This is a genomic window from Actinacidiphila sp. DG2A-62 (assembly GCF_035825295.1).
Taxonomy (GTDB): Bacteria; Actinomycetota; Actinomycetes; order Streptomycetales; family Streptomycetaceae; genus Actinacidiphila.
In genome coordinates, this window is sequence record NZ_JAYMGI010000002.1 from 3,239,327 (window position 1) to 3,256,122 (window position 16,796).

The 16,796-nt window shown below is 75.1% G+C and carries 12 protein-coding genes and 1 riboswitch; of the genes, 2 read left to right on the forward strand and 10 right to left on the reverse strand.

The annotated features are described in order from the left end of the window. Nucleotides 1–65: 65 nt before the first annotated feature. The 7 genes from VSR01_RS14180 to rsmI form a co-directional block, all read right to left on the reverse strand. The gene (locus VSR01_RS14180) at nt 66–1,919 is read right to left on the reverse strand and encodes an outer membrane protein assembly factor BamB family protein (RefSeq protein ID WP_326449573.1); all 1,854 of its coding nucleotides are present in this window, start codon (nt 1,917–1,919) and stop codon (nt 66–68) included. Nucleotides 1,920–2,087: 168 nt separating this feature from the next. Beyond that, nucleotides 2,088–3,875 carry an ABC-F family ATP-binding cassette domain-containing protein gene (locus VSR01_RS14185; RefSeq protein WP_326449574.1) on the reverse strand — a complete coding sequence of 596 codons (1,788 nt, stop codon included), beginning with the start codon at nt 3,873–3,875 and terminating at the stop codon, nt 2,088–2,090. A gap of 329 nt (nt 3,876–4,204) precedes the next feature. Then, nucleotides 4,205–5,110, reverse strand: a complete 906-nt coding sequence (locus VSR01_RS14190; RefSeq protein WP_326449575.1) for a 4-(cytidine 5'-diphospho)-2-C-methyl-D-erythritol kinase — start codon at nt 5,108–5,110, stop codon at nt 4,205–4,207. A gap of 112 nt (nt 5,111–5,222) precedes the next feature. Then, on the reverse strand, nt 5,223–6,143 hold the full coding sequence (gene rsmA, locus VSR01_RS14195; RefSeq protein WP_326453654.1) for a 16S rRNA (adenine(1518)-N(6)/adenine(1519)-N(6))-dimethyltransferase RsmA: 921 nt from the start codon (nt 6,141–6,143) through the stop codon (nt 5,223–5,225). 160 nt (nt 6,144–6,303) lie between these two features. Further along, on the reverse strand, nt 6,304–7,194 hold the full coding sequence (locus tag VSR01_RS14200) for a TatD family hydrolase (protein ID WP_326449576.1): 891 nt from the start codon (nt 7,192–7,194) through the stop codon (nt 6,304–6,306). Nucleotides 7,195–7,217: 23 nt separating this feature from the next. After that, on the reverse strand, nt 7,218–7,838 hold the full coding sequence (locus tag VSR01_RS14205) for a hypothetical protein (RefSeq protein WP_442785457.1): 621 nt from the start codon (nt 7,836–7,838) through the stop codon (nt 7,218–7,220). Between the two features lie 420 nt (nt 7,839–8,258). After that, nucleotides 8,259–9,089, reverse strand: a complete 831-nt coding sequence (gene rsmI, locus VSR01_RS14210; protein ID WP_326453656.1) for a 16S rRNA (cytidine(1402)-2'-O)-methyltransferase — start codon at nt 9,087–9,089, stop codon at nt 8,259–8,261. A gap of 397 nt (nt 9,090–9,486) precedes the next feature. Between rsmI and VSR01_RS14215 the strand changes: the two genes are divergently transcribed. Further along, entirely contained in the window at nt 9,487–11,211 is a 1,725-nt protein-coding gene (locus tag VSR01_RS14215; protein ID WP_326449577.1) for a dolichyl-phosphate-mannose--protein mannosyltransferase, read from the forward strand. Nucleotides 11,212–11,450: 239 nt separating this feature from the next. Here the strand turns inward: VSR01_RS14215 and VSR01_RS14220 are convergent, their stop codons facing one another. Then, entirely contained in the window at nt 11,451–12,317 is an 867-nt protein-coding gene (locus VSR01_RS14220) for a bifunctional 5,10-methylenetetrahydrofolate dehydrogenase/5,10-methenyltetrahydrofolate cyclohydrolase (protein ID WP_326449578.1), read from the reverse strand. Nucleotides 12,318–12,340: 23 nt separating this feature from the next. Then, nucleotides 12,341–12,426: riboswitch (ZMP/ZTP riboswitch) on the reverse strand. Between the two features lie 264 nt (nt 12,427–12,690). Here VSR01_RS14220 and VSR01_RS14225 point away from each other — a divergent pair. Beyond that, nucleotides 12,691–14,343, forward strand: coding sequence for a penicillin-binding transpeptidase domain-containing protein (locus tag VSR01_RS14225; protein ID WP_326449579.1), 1,653 nt, complete (start codon nt 12,691–12,693; stop codon nt 14,341–14,343). Between the two features lie 230 nt (nt 14,344–14,573). On the opposite strand, the gene VSR01_RS14230 is transcribed toward VSR01_RS14225, so the two are convergent. Both VSR01_RS14230 and VSR01_RS14235 read right to left on the reverse strand, forming a co-directional pair. After that, on the reverse strand, nt 14,574–15,332 hold the full coding sequence (locus VSR01_RS14230) for an SDR family NAD(P)-dependent oxidoreductase (RefSeq protein WP_326453657.1): 759 nt from the start codon (nt 15,330–15,332) through the stop codon (nt 14,574–14,576). Between the two features lie 103 nt (nt 15,333–15,435). Then, on the reverse strand, nt 15,436–16,608 hold the full coding sequence (locus VSR01_RS14235; protein WP_326449580.1) for a serine hydrolase domain-containing protein: 1,173 nt from the start codon (nt 16,606–16,608) through the stop codon (nt 15,436–15,438). Nucleotides 16,609–16,796: the final 188 nt, after the last annotated feature.

The window sequence follows — 16,796 nt, forward strand, 5'->3', positions numbered from 1 at the left end:
GCGGTCCCAACCGTCCCCACGGCGAGGTCCGCGTCACTGGGCGTGAGGGTACACGCGGGTCCCGGTCATCCGTAGCAGATCAGGTACTTCTCGTCGCTGGAGGTCGAGGCGTAGATGGTGTTGTTGGCGATCAGGAACTTCCCGTCGTGCCAGACCGGGTAGGCGTGCATGCCGGCCAGGTCCAGGTGGTCGTAGGCGTCGTCGGGGAAGGTCGCGTAGGGGCTGATCGCGCCGGTCGCCGGGTCCAGGGTGACCAGCTTGCCCTTGGCGTCGTAGTCCGGCGGCTCGTAGGCGAGCACCTTGCCGTCGACCAGGTCCAGGCCGGTGATGTCCCGCTTGTCGGCGGGCTTGGCCACCCACTTCTGCTTCGCGGCGGCGGCGCTGGTGTCGAAGGCGACGATGCCGCCGAGCACCTGGCCGTTGGCGTCGCTGCGGCCGTTCAGCGACAGGTAGACGGTGCCGTCGGCGCCGACCAGCACGTTGTGCACGGACTGCTCGTCGGTGCCGTCGTCGTCGATGTCGTACTTCTCGGTGCCCAGCGAGATCCGCGACCTCATCCGGCCGTTGTCCAGGACCGCCACGTCGGTGTACGTGGTGCCCTCGGTGCCCAGCAGCACCACCACCGGGTCGGTCGAGACGATCGCGTTGACCTCGGTGCCGGCCGGCGCGGTCCAGCTCCACTTCGCCGCGCCGTTGTCGGCGGGGTCGATGACCTGCACCTTGTAGGTCTTGTAGTCGCAGTTGACGACGCCGACGAACTGCTTGCCGCCCGCGTAGCCGTCGTCCTCGCAGTCGCCGTCGCCGCCCTGCCACAGCACCTTCTGGTCGCTGAGCCGGTAGGCGATCGAGCCGGACAGCCAGTCGATGCCGACGGCGTCGCCGCTGATGGCCATCTGCGTGTAGTCGAAGTCGGACTTGTCGCCGGTGCCGCCGGGCAGATTCTTGCTCCACAGCGCGGCACCCGTGGTCAGGTTGATCGCCATGACCTTCTCGCAGTTCGCGCCGTACTGGATCGCCGCGATGTTGTTGTAGGAGTCGCGGGCGGCGGCGCACTGGCCGTTGGAGGGCGCGGCGAGCGTCCACGCCTGGGCCCCGGTGTCCAGGTCGTACGCGACGACCTTGCCGATCTCGTTCTTCACCACGTACTTGTCGGTGAACCACATGCCGAGGACGTCCTTGAGGTTGTCCTTCTCGGCCACCTTGTCGGCGTTCACGTCGTACTTGAAGCTCAGCGCGGTCGGCCCCTGCGGCTTGGGCGTCCCGGTCCCGGTCTTGTCGCCGCCGCTGGTGCCGCCCGAACTGGCCTGCGGCTTCTTGTCGTCGCCGCCGCCCTTGGTGGCCAGGTACACGCCGCCGCCGACCACCAGCACGGCGGCGACCACGGCCGCGATGATCATCACCATCTTGTTGGACGAACGCCCGCCGGCGGGGGCGCCCTGGTACGGCTGCGGGTAACCGCCGGGGGGCGGCGTCTGGCCGTAGCCGTACGGGGGCTGGCCCGGCTGACCGGGCTGGCCCGGCTGCCCGGGGTAGCCGTAGCCGGGCGGCGTCTGCCCGTACTGCGCCTGCGGGAAGGCCGGCTGGGTGGGCGCCGCGGCGTACGGGTTCTGGCCGGGCGGAGGCGGCGCGGCCGCGTACGGGTTCTGGCCCGGCGGCGGGGGCATCTGCCCGGGCGGCGGCGGGGGCGTCGGGCTCACCTGGGTGGCCGGGTAGCCGTAACCGCCGGGCGGCGGGGGCGGCGCGGGGCTGACCTGCGTGGCCGGGTAGCCGTAACCGGGCGGGGGCGCCTGGCCGGGCGGCGGGGGCGGGGTCTGCTGCTGCGGCGGCTGCGGGGGGCCCTGTGGCGCAGGCGGCGGCACGGCTCCTTCGGGCTTCCCGAACTGGGGCGGGTTGCCGGGGGGCGGGGGCGGCTGCGACATCAGCGGGTCCTTCTCGTGACGCAAAAGCGATGGTCGGGTGAGCGGTCATTCTTTCTATCACCCGGCTTACTCGACGCCGCCGGCCGCCGCCGGACCGTTACCGCCCTGCTACACGTCCTCCCCGTCCCGCCCGGTCCTCCGCGCCCGGCCCGCTCCCGCCCGGCACGGCTACGCGTCCTCCGCCAATTCCAGCCAGCGCATCTCCAGTTCCTCCCGCTCGTCGTTCAACGAGCGCAGTTCCGCGTCGAGTTCGGCGACCTTGGTGAAGTCGGTGGCGTGCTCGGCGATCTGCGCGTGCAGCTTGCCCTCGCGCTCGCCGAGCTTGTCCAACTGACGCTCCACGCGCTGGAGTTCCTTCTTCGCCGCGCGGGTGTCGCCAGGCTTCTCCCGGGCCGGCGGCGCGGGCGGCGCGGCCGCCGGGGCCGCGGCGCGGCGCCGCTCCAGATACTCGTCCACGCCGCGCGGCAGCATCCGCAAGGTCGCGTCGCCGAGCAGCGCGTAGACCCGGTCGGTGGTGCGCTCGAGGAAGTAGCGGTCGTGGCTGATCACCACCATCGAGCCCGGCCAGCCGTCGAGCAGGTCCTCCAGCTGCGTCAGCGTCTCGATGTCCAGGTCGTTGGTCGGCTCGTCCAGGAACAGCACGTTGGGCTCGTCCATCAGCAGCCGCAGCAGTTGCAGCCTGCGGCGCTCGCCGCCGGACAGGTCGCCGACCGGCGTCCACTGCTTCTCCTTGGTGAAGCCGAACTTCTCGCACAGCTGACCGGCCGTCAGCTCCCGTCCCTTGCCCAGGTCCACGCGCTGCCGCACCGACTCCACGGCCTGCAGCACCCGCTGCGCCGGATCGAGCTCCGCGACCTCCTGGGACAGGTACGCCAGCCGCACGGTCCTGCCGACGACCACCGTGCCGCGCGCCGGCTGCCGTTCGCCGTCGCTGGCCGCCGCGTCCGCGAGCGCCCGCAGGAACGAGGTCTTGCCCGCGCCGTTCACCCCGACCAGGCCGAACCGGTCGCCGGGGCCGAGCTGCCAGGTGATGTGCTTCAGCAGCTCCTTGGGGCCCGCGGTGATCGTCACGTCCTCCAGGTCGAACACCGTCTTGCCCAGGCGGGAGTTGGCGAACCGCATCAGCTCCGCGCTGTCGCGCGGCGGCGGCACGTCCTCGATCAGCGCGTTGGCCGCCTCGATCCGGAAGCGCGGCTTGGAGGTGCGGGCCGGCGCGCCGCGGCGCAGCCAGGCCAGCTCCTTGCGGACCAGGTTCTGCCGCTTGGCCTCCTCGGTCGCGGCGATCCGCTCGCGCTCGGCGCGGGCGAAGACGTAGTCGCTGTAGCCGCCCTCGTACTCGTGCACCGCGCCGCGCTGCACGTCCCACATCCGGGTGCAGACCTGGTCGAGGAACCAGCGGTCGTGGGTGACGCAGACCAGCGCGGAGCGCCGGGCCCGCAGGTGTCCGGCCAGCCACGCGATGCCCTCGACGTCGAGGTGGTTGGTCGGCTCGTCGAGCACGAGCAGGTCCTGCTCGTCGATCAGCAGCTTCGCCAGTGCGATCCGGCGGCGCTCGCCGCCGGACAGCGGGCCGATCACGGTGTCCAGGCCGTCGGGGAAGCCGGGCAGGTCCAGCGCGCCGAACAGCCCGGTCAGCACGTCGCGGACGCGGGCGTCGCCGGCCCACACGTGGTCGGGGCGGTCGCCGACGATCTCGTGCCGCACGGTGGCGGCGGGGTCGAGCGCGTCGGCCTGCGTGAGCACGCCCATGCGCAACCCGCTGCTGTGGGTGACCCGGCCCGAGTCCGGCGGCTCCAGCTTCGCCAGCACCCGGATCAGCGTGGTCTTGCCGTCCCCGTTGCGGCCCACGACGCCGATCCGGTCGCCCTCCGAGACCCCGATGCTCAGGCCCTCCAGCAGCGTCCGGGTGCCGTACGTCTTGCCGACGGCCTCGGCGTTCACGAGATTGACGGCCACGTCAGCATGTCTCCTACGATCGCCCGTTCCTTCCCCCAACCCTAGCCCGCCCCGCCGACCCACCCGGCCGTCCCGGCTGGGGCCTCGGCGGCGCTGCCGCCTGCGGCTGGGCTCCGGCCCCGGGCTCCGGCCCCGGGCCTACGGCTTCGGGCTGCGCTGCGGGCTGGGGGCTCGGCCGTCCCGGGCGGCGCCCCCGGTTGCCGTCCCACCCGCGGCGGGTGAGCCGCCGGCGGCGGGGGCGGGGCACTGGTGGGCGGAGGGGGCGCCGTCAGCGCAGACGGGTGGGCGAGTGGGGAGGGGTTGCGCCGGAGGCGCGGAGGGGGGCGCCGTCAGCGCAGACGGGTGGCGCCGGGCGCCGGGGAGGACGCCGCGCGGGCCGCGGGCCCGAACGTGAGGACGAGCTTGTCCGCGGCGTCCTCGTCGGAGACGAGGAACGCCACGGTCGGGCCCGACCCGGACACGATCCCCGCGAGCGCCCCCGCCGCCACCCCCGCGCCGAGCGTCTCCGCCAGGTCGGGCCGCAGCGACAGCGCCGCCGCCTGGAGGTCGTTCGCCAACGCCCCGGCCAGCTCCTCCGGGTCCCCGGCGCGGAGCGCCGCGAGCAGCGCCGGCGCCGCGGCCGGCGCCGGCACGTCCGCCGCCGAGTCACCGCCGCCCGCCGCGCGCCGCAGACGGTCGCACTCGCGGTAGACGGCCGGCGTCGACAGCCCCTCGTCCGAGGCCACGAACACCCAGTGGAACTCCCCGCCGACCTCCAGGGGCGTCAGCACGTCGCCGCGCCCGACCCCGAGCGCCGCCCCGCCGACCAGGCTGAACGGCACGTCGCTGCCCAACTCCGCGCAGATCTCCAGCATCTCCTCGCGGCTCGCGCCGGTCCCCCACAGCGCGTCGCACGCCACCAGCGCGCCCGCCGCGTCGGCGCTGCCGCCGGCCATGCCGCCCGCGACCGGGATGTCCTTGGCGATGTGCAGGTGCGCGTCCGGCGCCACGCCGTGCCGCCGGGCCAGCGCGAGGGCCGCCTTCGCCGCCAGGTTCGACTCGTCCAGCGGCACGGCGTCCACGCCGCGGCCCTCCGCGGTGATCCGCAGCCCCCGCGCCGGCGCCGCGGTCACCTCGTCGAACAGGCCGACCGCCAGGAAGACGTTGGCCAGGTCGTGGAACCCGTCCTCGCGCCGCCCGCCCACGGCGAGCTGGACGTTGACCTTGGCGGGGACGCGTACGGTGACGGCGGTCACGGGCGGATGCTCCTCGAAAGCGCGGACGGCGGATGCGGCGCGGACGGCAGGGACGGCGGGACGTGTGCGGACGACCCGTTCCGTACAGCCCGGTCCGCACGGGCGGCGTCGATCATACGGACGGCCTGCTCCCGGCGGGCGGCGCGGGCGGCGCGGCGGGGGCGGGCCGCTGCGACCGCGCGGACCGGCCCCGCTCGCCCGCCGGGCGGTGCTCGGCGATCGCCGCGAACTCCTCCACCGTCAGCGACTCGCCGCGCGCCTGCGGCGAGACCCCCGCCGCGGTCAGCGCGGCCTCGGCCGCCGCCGCCGAGCCCGCCCACCCCGCCAGCGCGGCGCGCAGCGTCTTGCGGCGCTGCGCGAAGGCCGCGTCGACCACCGCGAACACCTCCTCGCGCGCCGCCCGCGTCGCCGGCGGCTCGCGCCGCACCAGCGAGACCAGCCCGGAGTCCACGTTGGGCGCCGGCCAGAAGACGTTGCGGCCGATCGAGCCGGCCCGCCGGACCTCGGCGTACCAGTTGGCCTTCACCGACGGGACCCCGTAGACCTTGCTGCCCGGCCGCGCGGCCAGCCGGTCGGCGACCTCGGCCTGCACCATCACCAGCGTCCGATCGATGCCCGGGAACGTCGCCAGCATGTGCAGCAGCACCGGCACCGCCACGTTGTACGGCAGGTTCGCCACCAGCGCGGTCGGCGGCGGGCCCGGCAGCTCGCCGACGCCCATCGCGTCGGCGTGCACCAGCGCGAACCGGTCCGCGCGCTCGGGCAGCCGCGCCGCCACCGTCGCGGGCAGCGCCGCCGCCAGGACGTCGTCGATCTCGATCGCGGTGACCCGGTCGGCGGTCTCCAGCAGCGCCAGCGTGAGCGAGCCGAGCCCGGGCCCGACCTCCACGACGGTGTCCCCCGGCCCGACCTGCGCGGTGCGCACGATCCGCCGCACGGTGTTCGCGTCGATCACGAAGTTCTGGCCGCGCTGCTTGGTCGGGCGCACCCCCAGCGCCGCGGCCAGCTCCCGGACGTCGGCCGGGCCGAGCAGCGCGCCGGGCTCCGCGGGGTCGGCGGCGTCGGCCGCGGTGTCGGCGGCGTCGGCCGCGTCGTCGGCGGCGTCGGCCGCGGTGTCGGCGGGGTCCGGGGGGCCGGGGGCGTCGGGACGGTCGGGGGGCGTCGTACTCACACCGGCAAGGCTAGCGGCCCGCTCAGTACGCGAACGCCCGCGCCGTGTTCGCCGCGATCGCCGTGGCCAGCGTGTCCTCGTCGACGCCGCGCGCCGCCGCCATCGCCCGCACGGTCAGCGGGATCAGGTACGGCGCGTTCGGCCGCCCCCGGTACGGCACCGGCGGCAGGAACGGCGCGTCGGTCTCCACCAGCAGCCGGTCCAGCGGCGCGACGGCGACCGCGTCCCGCAGGTTCTGCGCGCTCTTGTAGCTGACGGTCCCCGCGAAGGAGAGGTAGTAGCCGTGCTCCGCGCACACCTTCGCCATCGCCGCGTCGCCGGAGTAGCAGTGGAAGACCACGGTGTCCGGCGCGCCCTCCTCGTCCAGGACGCGCAGCACGTCCTCGTGCGCCTCCCGGTCGTGGATCACCAGCGCCTTGTGGTGCTTCTTGGCGATCGCGATGTGGCGGCGGAAGGAGTACGCCTGCGCGTCCTTGCCCTCCGGCCCGGTGCGGAAGTAGTCCAGGCCCGTCTCGCCGACCCCGCGCACCTGCGGCAGCGCCGCCAGCGCGTCGATCTCGTCCAGCTGCGCGTCGAGCGCCGCCGTGCCGCCCGGTGCGCGCCGGTCCTCGCGGCGCGCCCAGTCGTCGCCGTCGCCGTGCACGATGCGCGGCGCCTCGTTGGGGTGCAGCGCGACGGTCGCCCAGACCGCCGGGTGGCGGGCGGCGGTCTCCGCCGCCCAGCGCGACCCGTCCAGGTCGCAGCCGACCTGGACGAGGGTGTCCACCCCGACGGCCGCGGCCCGCGCCAGTGCCTCCGGCACGGTGGTCTGCTGCATGTCGAGGTGGGTGTGCGAGTCCGCGACCGGGACCCGCAGCGGCTCCGGCGCCGGGGGTGGGGTGCGCCGGTCGTCCTCGGCGGTCTTCTTGGGCATGGCCCGATCCTAGGCGGCCGTGGTCAGCGCTCCTGCGCGCGGTGGGGGGCTTGCGCGGTGGGGGCGCCGGGCGCGGTGGAGGCGCTGGTCGGCGTGGGGCCACCGGGCGCGGCGGGGTCGCCGGGCGCGGCGGCGTCCGGGGTGTCCGGGGCGTTCAGGGCGTCCGGGTGCGCGCGCCGCCTGCGGCGCAGGAAGTGCAGCGCCGGCCAGTGCCGGGTGCGGTGCACCCCGCGGTCGGCGTGCTCCAGCGACCAGCGGTGGGCGACGGCGCCGTCCACCTGCCCCGAGCGCATGATCCGTACGTGGTGCCCGTCGCAGTTGCCGCAGTTCGGGCGGGTCAGCGGGGACGGCACGACGACGCCGTCGGCGCGGTAGGTCACGTACAGCCGGCCCGTGGTGTCGCGGTGGTGCCGGATCTCGTACGCCTGCTCCCAGCAGTGCCCGCAGTTCATGCAGGCGAAGGAGTACGCCTCCTCGACGTCGGCGGCGTCGGGGGCCGCGGCCGCTGGGGCCGTGACGGCGAGGCCGGTGACGGCGGGGGTCGCGGCGGCGGGGACGGGTATGCGGCCGGCGGCCGTGCTGTCCCCGGCGGCGTCCGGGGCGGCGGCAGCGGCCGGGCGGTCGCTTCCGACGGTGTCGCTCATGGCAGCTCCTGCGTGCCCTCCGGACACGCTGTCCGGACCGGGACTTCCACCGTCCAGCGAACGCCTCGCGGGCCCGCGCCGCAGCGGGGGCATCCGACTCTTGGACCAGATTTGGCCCGTATGTGGGAGTCGGCCGCCATTGCTTTGCCCGGTACGGGGTTTATGCCGCGGGCCGGTCGGACGCGCCCTCCCACGCGCCCCCGCCGACCGCCGTGCGAGCGCCCCCGCCGCTGGTCAGAGGCGGCGGGGACGTCGTGACGGAGGCCGGTGCCGTACCGGAGCGCGGGCGCCGTCGGGCGGTCGCGAGGTCGCAGCGGGACGCCCGGCGCCGTACGGGACGCGGGTGCCCTCGGGCGGTCGCTGGGCGGTCGCCGGGTCGTACGGGACGGGTCCGCGCGTGGCGTCCCCTCGCCCTCCCCGTCACCCTGCCGCGTGCTTGGCCGCCACCACCGCGTCGAACACGTCCCGCTTGGGCAGCCCCGCCTCCGCCGCGACCGCCGCGATCGCCTCCTTGCGGCGTTCGCCCGCCTCCTCGCGCGCCGCCACCCGGCGCACCAGCTCGGCCGGCGACAGGTCGGCCGGGTCGGGAGCGGGCGCGCCCTCGACCACCACGGTGATCTCGCCGCGCACGCCCTGCGCGGCCCACGCGGCCAGCTCGCCCAGCGGTCCCCGCCGGACCTCCTCGTACGTCTTGGTCAGCTCGCGGCACACCGCGGCGCGCCGGTTCTCCCCGAACACCCGCGCCATCGCGGCGAGCGAGTCGGCGATCCGGTGCGGCGCCTCGAAGTACACCAGCGTCCTGCGGTCGCCGGCCGCCTCGCGCAGCCGGGACAGCCGCTCCCCCGCCTTGCGCGGCAGGAACCCCTCGAAGCAGAACCGGTCCACCGGCAGCGCCGACAGCGCGAGCGCGGTCAGCACCGCGGACGGCCCCGGGACCGCGGTCACCCGCAGCCCGCGCGCGACCGCCGCGGCCACCAGCCGGTAGCCGGGGTCGGACACCGACGGCATCCCCGCGTCGGTCACCAGCACCACGCGCGCGCCGCCCGCCAGCGCCTCGACCAGCTCAGGGGTGCGCGCGCTCTCGTTGCCCTCGAAGTACGACACGACGCGACCGGGCACCTCGACGCCGAGCGCCTGCGCGAGCCGCCGCAGCCGCCGGGTGTCCTCGGCCGCGACCACGTCGGCGCCGGCCAGCTCCGCGGCGAGGCGGGGCGGCGCGTCGGCCGGGTCGCCGATGGGCGTCCCGGCCAGGACGAGGACGCCGCCGTCCGCGGCGCGCGCGGGGGGCGCGGTCGCGGGGGTGGTGCCGGGCGCCGCGGCGGGCGCGGTGTCGGGCGCGGTGTCGGGCGCGGGCGCCGGGGCTGGGTCGGGGGCTGCGCTGTTCACCACCGCATCCTCCCACCCGGCCCGGGGCGCGGGCGCCGACGCCCGCGCGACCTCACGGGAGCGCCGGGACCGTACGGGAGCGCCGGGACCGTACGAGAACCCCTGCGCGACCGCGCGCGAGCCCCGCGCGGCTGTGCCCGAGCCCCGCGCGACCGTCCGCGAGCCGCGCGCGGCCGTCCGCGAGCCGCGCGGATACCCGCCAAAACCGGCCCGGGGCCGCCAGGCACATCGCATTCTCAGACCGTTTCCCTACGATGGCCCGGTGACGAGTGAGACCGCGACGCGAGGCCGCGTCGCCGACGACGCCCAGGAGCCGCCCGTGCCCAGTGCCTGGGCTCAGCGGCTGCGCCGGTTCGGGTACGCGGAGCCGCCCCGTACCGACACCCGCGAGCGTCTTGTCCCGCCGTTCCCCGAGCCGGGGACGCGGATGTGGCAGGCGCTGGGCCTCGGCCCCTCGGCGGCGTACCGCGTCGCGAAGGCGATGGGCTGGGTCGGTCCGCTGATCGTCGCGACCCTCGCCGGCGTCATCCGCTTCTGGCGGCTGGGCAACCCGCGCGCGGTCGTCTTCGACGAGACGTACTACGCCAAGGACGCGTGGGCGCTGCTCAAGCTCGGCTACGAGGGCAGCTGGCCCGACGGCAAGATCTCCAACCCGCAGATCCTCGCCCACCCGCAGACGATCCCGCTGTCCGACGCGCCCGGGTACGTCGTGCACCCCCCGATGGGCAAGTGGGTGATCGCGCTCGGCGAGTGGATGTTCGGGCTGAACCCGTTCGGCTGGCGGTTCATGATGGCGGTGCTCGGCACGCTGTCGGTGCTGATGCTGTGCCGGATCGGCCGGCGGCTGTTCCGCTCCACCGCGCTGGGCTGCGTGGCCGGCACGCTGATGGCGGTCGACGGCCTGCAGTTCGTGATGAGCCGGATCGCGCTGCTCGACCTGGTGATCATGTTCTTCGCGCTGGCGGCGTTCGGCTGCCTGCTGGTGGACCGCGACTGGTCGCGAGCCCGGCTGGCGGCGGCGCTGCCGGTGGACGACGACGGCTTCGCCGGGCCGGACCGGCACACCGGCGATCGCGCCGGGATGGGCTGGCGGCCCTGGCGGCTGGCGGCCGGCTTCTTCCTGGGGCTCGCCGCGGCGAGCAAGTGGAACGGCCTGTACTTCCTGGCGTTCTTCATGGTGATGACGCTGCTGTGGGACGTCGGCTCGCGCCGTCTGGCCGGCGCCCGCCGCCCGTGGGTGGCGATGCTGCGCAAGGACCTGGGCTGGTCGGTGGTGTCGATCGTGCCGGTGGCGCTGGTGACGTATCTGGCGACCTGGACCGGCTGGTTCCTGTCCGACAACGGCTACGGGCGGCACTGGGCGGACGGCCGCGGCGGCACGTGGTCGTGGATCCCGGCGCCGATCCGCAGCCTGTGGCACTACGAGTACCAGGTCTACCAGTTCAACGTCGGCCTGCACACGCCGCACCCGTACCAGTCGAACCCGTGGAGCTGGATCGTCCTCGGGCGGCCGGTGTCGTACTTCTTCGAGTCGCCGAAGTACGGCGAGGCCGGCTGCCACACCAGGAGCGGCTGCTCGCGGGAGATCCTGGCGCTGGGCACGCCGCTGCTGTGGTGGTCGGCGTGCTTCGCGCTGGTCTACCTGCTCTACCGCTGGATCATGCGGCGCGACTGGCGGGCCGGCGCGATCCTGTGCGCCGCGGCGGCGGGCTGGGTCCCCTGGTTCCACTACCAGGACCGCACGATCTTCTACTTCTACGCGGTCGCCTTCGTCCCCTACCTCTGCCTCGCGGTCACCATGATGATCGGCGCCTTCCTCGGCCCCCCGGGCTCATCAGAACCCCGCCGCATGTGGGGCGCCGTGGGCGCCGGCACCCTCGTCCTCCTCATCATCTGGAACTTCATCTACTTCTTCCCGATCTACACGGGCATGACCATCCCCTACTCGGGGTGGCAGGCGAGAATGTGGTTCGACTCCTGGATCTGACCAGGTCACGAGCCTGACGTCGTACGCCGAGGGGCCCCGCGCCGGTTGATCGGGCGCGGGGCCCCTCGGGGAGTCGGACCGTGGCGGCTTCGACTCGGCGCGGCACGGGCCGCCGGCCGATCTCCTCACCGCTCCCGCGCGGCGCGGCGCGCCCGCAGCCGATCCCGGAGCGGCCTCCTCCTGGGGCGATCGTGGGTCACCGCCCCCCGGCAGCGCGAGGCGGGGCGCGCCGGGCGGGGTCAGATGTGCTGGACTCCGAGCTGGTTCGCCGCGGCGGTCACGGTCTGTTCGAGCAGGACCGCGATGGTCATCGGGCCCACGCCGCCGGGTACGGGAGTGATGAGGCGGGCGCGGGTGCGGGCGGTGTCGAAGTCCACGTCGCCGACGTTGCCCGGGTTGTATCCGGCGTCGATCACGACGGCGCCGGGCTTGATGTCCTCGCCGCGGATCAGCCGGGGGCGCCCCACGGCCGCCACGACGACGTCCGCCCGGCGGACCGTCCCCGGCACGTCGGCCGTGCGCGAGTGGCAGTACGTCACCGTCGCGTCCCGCGCGAGCAGCAGCATCCCCGCCGGTTTGCCGAGGATGGCGCTGCGGCCCACCACGACGGCGTGCTTGCCGGCGAGTTCGACGCCGTACGCGTCCAGCAGCCGCATGATCCCGCCCGGTGTGCAGGACACGAAGCCCGGCAGGCCGAAGCCCATCGCGGCGAAGGAGTGCATCGTGACCCCGTCGACGTCCTTGTCCGGCGCGATGGCCTCGAACGCCGCGCGCTCGTCGATGTGCGGACCGCAGGGGTGCTGGAGCAGGATGCCGTGCACGTCGGGGTCGGCGGACAGGCCGGCGAGGGTGTCGACCAGCTCGGCGGTCGTGGTGGCGGCGGGCAGCCCGACGTGCCGGGACCGGATGCCCGCCTTCGCGCACCGCGCCTGCTTCATGCGGACGTACGTGGCGGACGCGGGGTCCTCTCCCACCAGCACGGTCGCCAGGCACGGGACCGTGCCCGTCGCCCGTGAGATCTCCGCCGCCTTGACGGCGGCCTCCTCGACGATGCGTCCGGCGAGGCCGGTGCCGTCCATGAGCTGGGCCGTCTGCGTCTCGGACACGGCTGTCCTCCAGGGCGTTGCTGGCTGCTCGCCCAGGCGCACGGCATCGACGTCTCGTCGGACCGCTCCCCGGTGGTGCTCCACCTCAGCGCCAGTCACGGCCCGACCCGACTGTAGTCGACCCGCCGGCGGGGCGGCGCGGGGTCGGGCCACGGGAGCCTGAGCCGCACGCGGGGGCCAGGGTTCGGGGGCGCGGGGCCGGCCGCGGGTTCGCGGCCCGGTTGGGGCGACGGTCCGGCATCGGGGCGGCGGGTTCCGGTTCTTACGAAGTCGTGTGAAGCCGTGGCCTGTTCGAGACCCAGGAGGTCGTACGGGTCCCGTAGAGTCCCGAGGGCGTCGGCGTGGGGGCCGCGCTCATGGGGAGGGGGCGGCCGTGCCCGTCGCAAGGGGAGTCAAGATCGGCATCGTCGGCGCGGTGTTCGCCGGGATGCTGGGCGTCGCAGGGTTCGGCGCGTACAACATCTACACCTCGCTCGACGGGAGCGGCGGCGGAAGCGGCAGCGGGAGCGGGAGCGGCGGGTCGGACACGACGCGGGCCGCGGCCGTGAACACCGCGCCGCCCAGCGCGAAGGAGGTCGCGGACACCGCGAGCGCCTTCCTGACGGCGTGGTCGTCCGGCGACACCGCGAAGGCGGCCGCGCTGACCGACTCCGCGCCGGCCGCGACCGCCGCGCTCAACGGCTACCGCACCACGGCCCGCGTCGGCACCGTGACCGCCACCCCGGGCGTCCCGGCCGCGGCCACGCCGACGAAGGTGCCGTTCACGGTGAACGCCGTGGTCACCTACCAGGGCGTCAGCAGGACCTGGCGGTACGAGTCCTCGCTCACGGTGGCCCGCGCCGCCTCGGGCCACCCGGCGGTCGCGTGGGCCGCGTCGGTGCTCCAGCCGGCCCTGGCCGACGGCGACACGCTCGTGACCGGGCCGGCGGCGACGCCCGACCTGGAGTTCCTGGACCGCAACGACCATGTGATGACCGCCGCGCAGTACCCGTCGCTCGCCGGGATCTTCGCCAAGATGCGCACCTCGTACACCGACAAACTGACCGGCGGCACGCCGGGCGTGGACACGTACGTGCGCAAGGCCGACGGCAGCCAGGGCGCGACGCTGTTCGTGCTGAAGAAGGGCGTCGGCAGGAAGCTGCACACCACGCTGGACGCGACCGTGCAGGCAGCCGCCGAACAGGCGGTCAAGGGCAAGCCGCACGCGGGCGTCACCGCGCTGGACACCGACAGCGGTGAGATCCTCGCGATCGCCAACAGCCCGGCGGCCGGCTTCGACTACGCGATGAACTCCAGCGTCGCCCCCGGCTCGACGTTCAAGATCGTCACGGCTGCGGCGCTGCTGCACAGCGGCATGACCCGCACCTCGCCCGCACCCTGCGTCAACGGCACCGGCATGCCCAACCACCGCGCCTACCACAACGACAGCGGCGTCCCCGACAAGAAGAGCGCCGACCTGGACTGGGACTTCGCGGTCTCCTGCAACACCGGCTTCATCACCCAGGCCAGGCTCGGCGCCTCGGGACTGCGTGACACCGCCGCCGACTTCGGGCTGACGCAGCCGTGGAACGTCGGGACGCCCTGCACCGACCCCGACGTGCCCGGCGGCACCGACGACGAACTCACCTCGGAGATGATCGGGCAGGGCCAGTTGAAGATGAGCCCGCTGATCATGGCCTCGGTCGCGGCGACCGCCCGCGACGGCTCCTTCCACCAGCCGCGCATCGTGGCCAGGAGCCTGCTGAGCGGGCCGGTCGCCACCGCGCCGGGCGTCTCCCCCGGCGTCTCCTCGCAACTGCGGAAGATGATGCACAGCGTGATCGCCTACGGCACGGGCGTCGGCGTGCTGTCCGGCGCGGACGCGGGCGCGAAGACCGGCTCCGCCGAGGTCGACGGCCAGGCCGCCACCAACGGCTGGTTCACCGCCTTCCGCGGCCACGTCGCCGCGGCGGCGATCGTCGTGGACGCCGGACACGGCAACTCCTCCGCGGGCCCGATCGTCGCGTCCGTGCTGCGCGCGAGCTGACGGGGAGCAGGCGCGGGGCGCCCGGCGCGACCGGGTGGGTTGTCCGGCGGGACGCGGAAGCGCGGCGCCAGCCGGGCTGGGTGCCCGGCGGGACGCGGGAGCGCGGCGCGGGCCGCGCGGGGTGCCCGGCGGGACGCGGGGCGAAATCTGCGGCCGGGCGGGGGTGCCGGCCGGATGCCGGCAGGGGGCCGCAGCGTGTCCCGGGGGCCGGGGCCGGCTCGACGGTTCGCTCAGCCCTCCTTGAGGGCGTCGGTGAACCCCGTGTTGGCCACCAGCACGCCGCCCTCCACCGGCAGCGTCACCCCGGTGATCCACGCCGCGTCCGCCGAGGCGAGGAACGCCACCGCGGCCGCGATGTCCTCCGGCTCGCCGATCCGGCCGAGCGGATACGCCCGCGCCGCCGCCGTCAGCACCGCCTCGCGCCCGCTCCAGGCCGGGGTGCGGATCGTGCCGGGCGCGACCAGGTTGACCCGCACCCCCTGCGGCGCGGCCCGCACCGCCAGGCCCTGGGTGAACGAGACCAGGCCGGCCTTGGCCGCGCTGTAGGCGTGGTTGCCGAAGTACGACAGGCCGTTGACCGAGCCGATGTTGACGATCGCACCGCGCCGGCCGGGGGCCGCGGCCAGGTGCGACAGCGCCGCCCGCGCGCAGCGCACCGCGCCCACCAGCGTGACGTCCAGATCGAGCAGCCAGTCCTCGTCGGACTCCTCGGCGAAGTCCTCCTTGTGGTCGCTGCACGAGTAGGCGTTGTTCACCAGCACGTCCAGCGTCCCGAAGGCGTCCACAGCGGAGGCGACCGCGGCCTCCACCGAGACGCGGTCGGCGACATCGCACCGTACGGCCTCGGCGCGTCCGCCCGCGTCCCGGATCGAGCGCGCGGTGCGCTCGCCCGCGTCGCCGTCGAGGTCGGCGATCAGCACGCCCGCGCCCTCCGCGGCGAACCGGCGCGCGGTCGCCTCGCCGATGCCCCGGGCCGCGCCGGTGATCATCACGCCGTACGCCTCGAAACGCCCGGTCGCCCGCGGCCCCGCCGCGTCCCGCTCCACCGGTGCCGCCCCTGGTCCGCCTGCCGTCGCGTCAGTCGCCATCGGGTCAGCGTATGCACTCCCTGACGGCCCTGACCAGGGCCTGCGCACGCGGGTCGGCGGTGACGTTCTTCTGCAGTCCGTTGGTGACGTAGCCGAATCCGATGCCGTGCTCGGGGTCGGCGAAGGCCAGCGATCCGCCGCGGCCGGGGTGGCCGAAGGAGCCGGGGCCCAGCAGCGGCGACGCCGAGCCGTGCAGCATGTAGCCCAGGCCGAACCGGGTGTTGACCACCAGCACCCGGTCGGGGCCTTCGGAGTGCGGCGTCCGGGCCGCCTCCACCGTCGCGGGGTCCAGCAGCCGCTCCCCGTCCGGCACGTCGCCGATCAGCGCGGCGTAGAACCGGGACAGGGCCCGGGCGGTGGCGATGCCTCCGGACGCCGCCAACTCCCCCGCCCGGTACGCCGGATCGTTCTCGTCCGGCAGCGGGGTGATCGCGGCGAAAGCGCGGCGGGTCAGCGACCCCGGGTCGGCCCAGGCGTCGTGCACCGCCTGCTTGGGGCGCGCCCGCAGGCTCCCGGAGGCGGTGGGCTCGGGCGTCGGTGTGTCCCCGACCCTGCCGACCCGGTGCGCCTGGTCCTGTGGCAGCCCTATCCACAGGTCGAGGCCGAGCGGTCTGGCGATCTCCTCGGCGGTGAAGCGACCGATCCCCCGGCCGTCCACCCGCCGCACCAGTTCGCCGGCCAGCCAGCTGAAGGTCTGGGCGTGGTAGCCGTGCGCCTGTCCGGGCGGGAACAGGGGGGTCTGCGCGGCGACCGCCGCCGGTCCCGACACCCCGTCGAGCGCCTGCCGCGGCGTCAGCGGCCGGTCCAGGGCCGGCACCCCCGCCCGGTGCGCCAGCAGGTCCCGTACCGTCACGCGCTCCTTGCCCGCCGCCTTGAACTCCGGCCAGTAGTCGCCGACGGGCGCGTCCAGATCGAGCCGACCGCGCCGGTGGAGCAGGAGCAGACCGGCCGCGGCCACGCCCTTGGTCGCCGAGCGGATGATCTGCGCGGTGCCGGGCTGCCAGCGCCCCTCGCCGTCGAAGTCCCTCGCGCCCGCCCACAGGTCCACCACCGGCCGGCCGTGGTGGTGGACCGCGACGGCCGCGCCGCGGTCGCCGCGATGCGTGAAGTTCCGCGCGAACGCGTCCAGCACCGGCTGCCAGCCGTCCGCCGCCTCACCTCCGATCTCGATGTCCATCTGCGCCGCCTCCGCTTCCCGCGTGCCGTTTCCCGTGTCCGCCTGCGTCCCTGACCGCCTGCTCCTCCATGGTGCACGAACGGCCCGACGCGCCGCGCCGGGCCTGTGGATAACTCCGCGATCCGGATGGAAAGAGCAGGTCAGAGAACTTTCGGGACGACGGACGGGCGGACGGGCGGACGGGCATC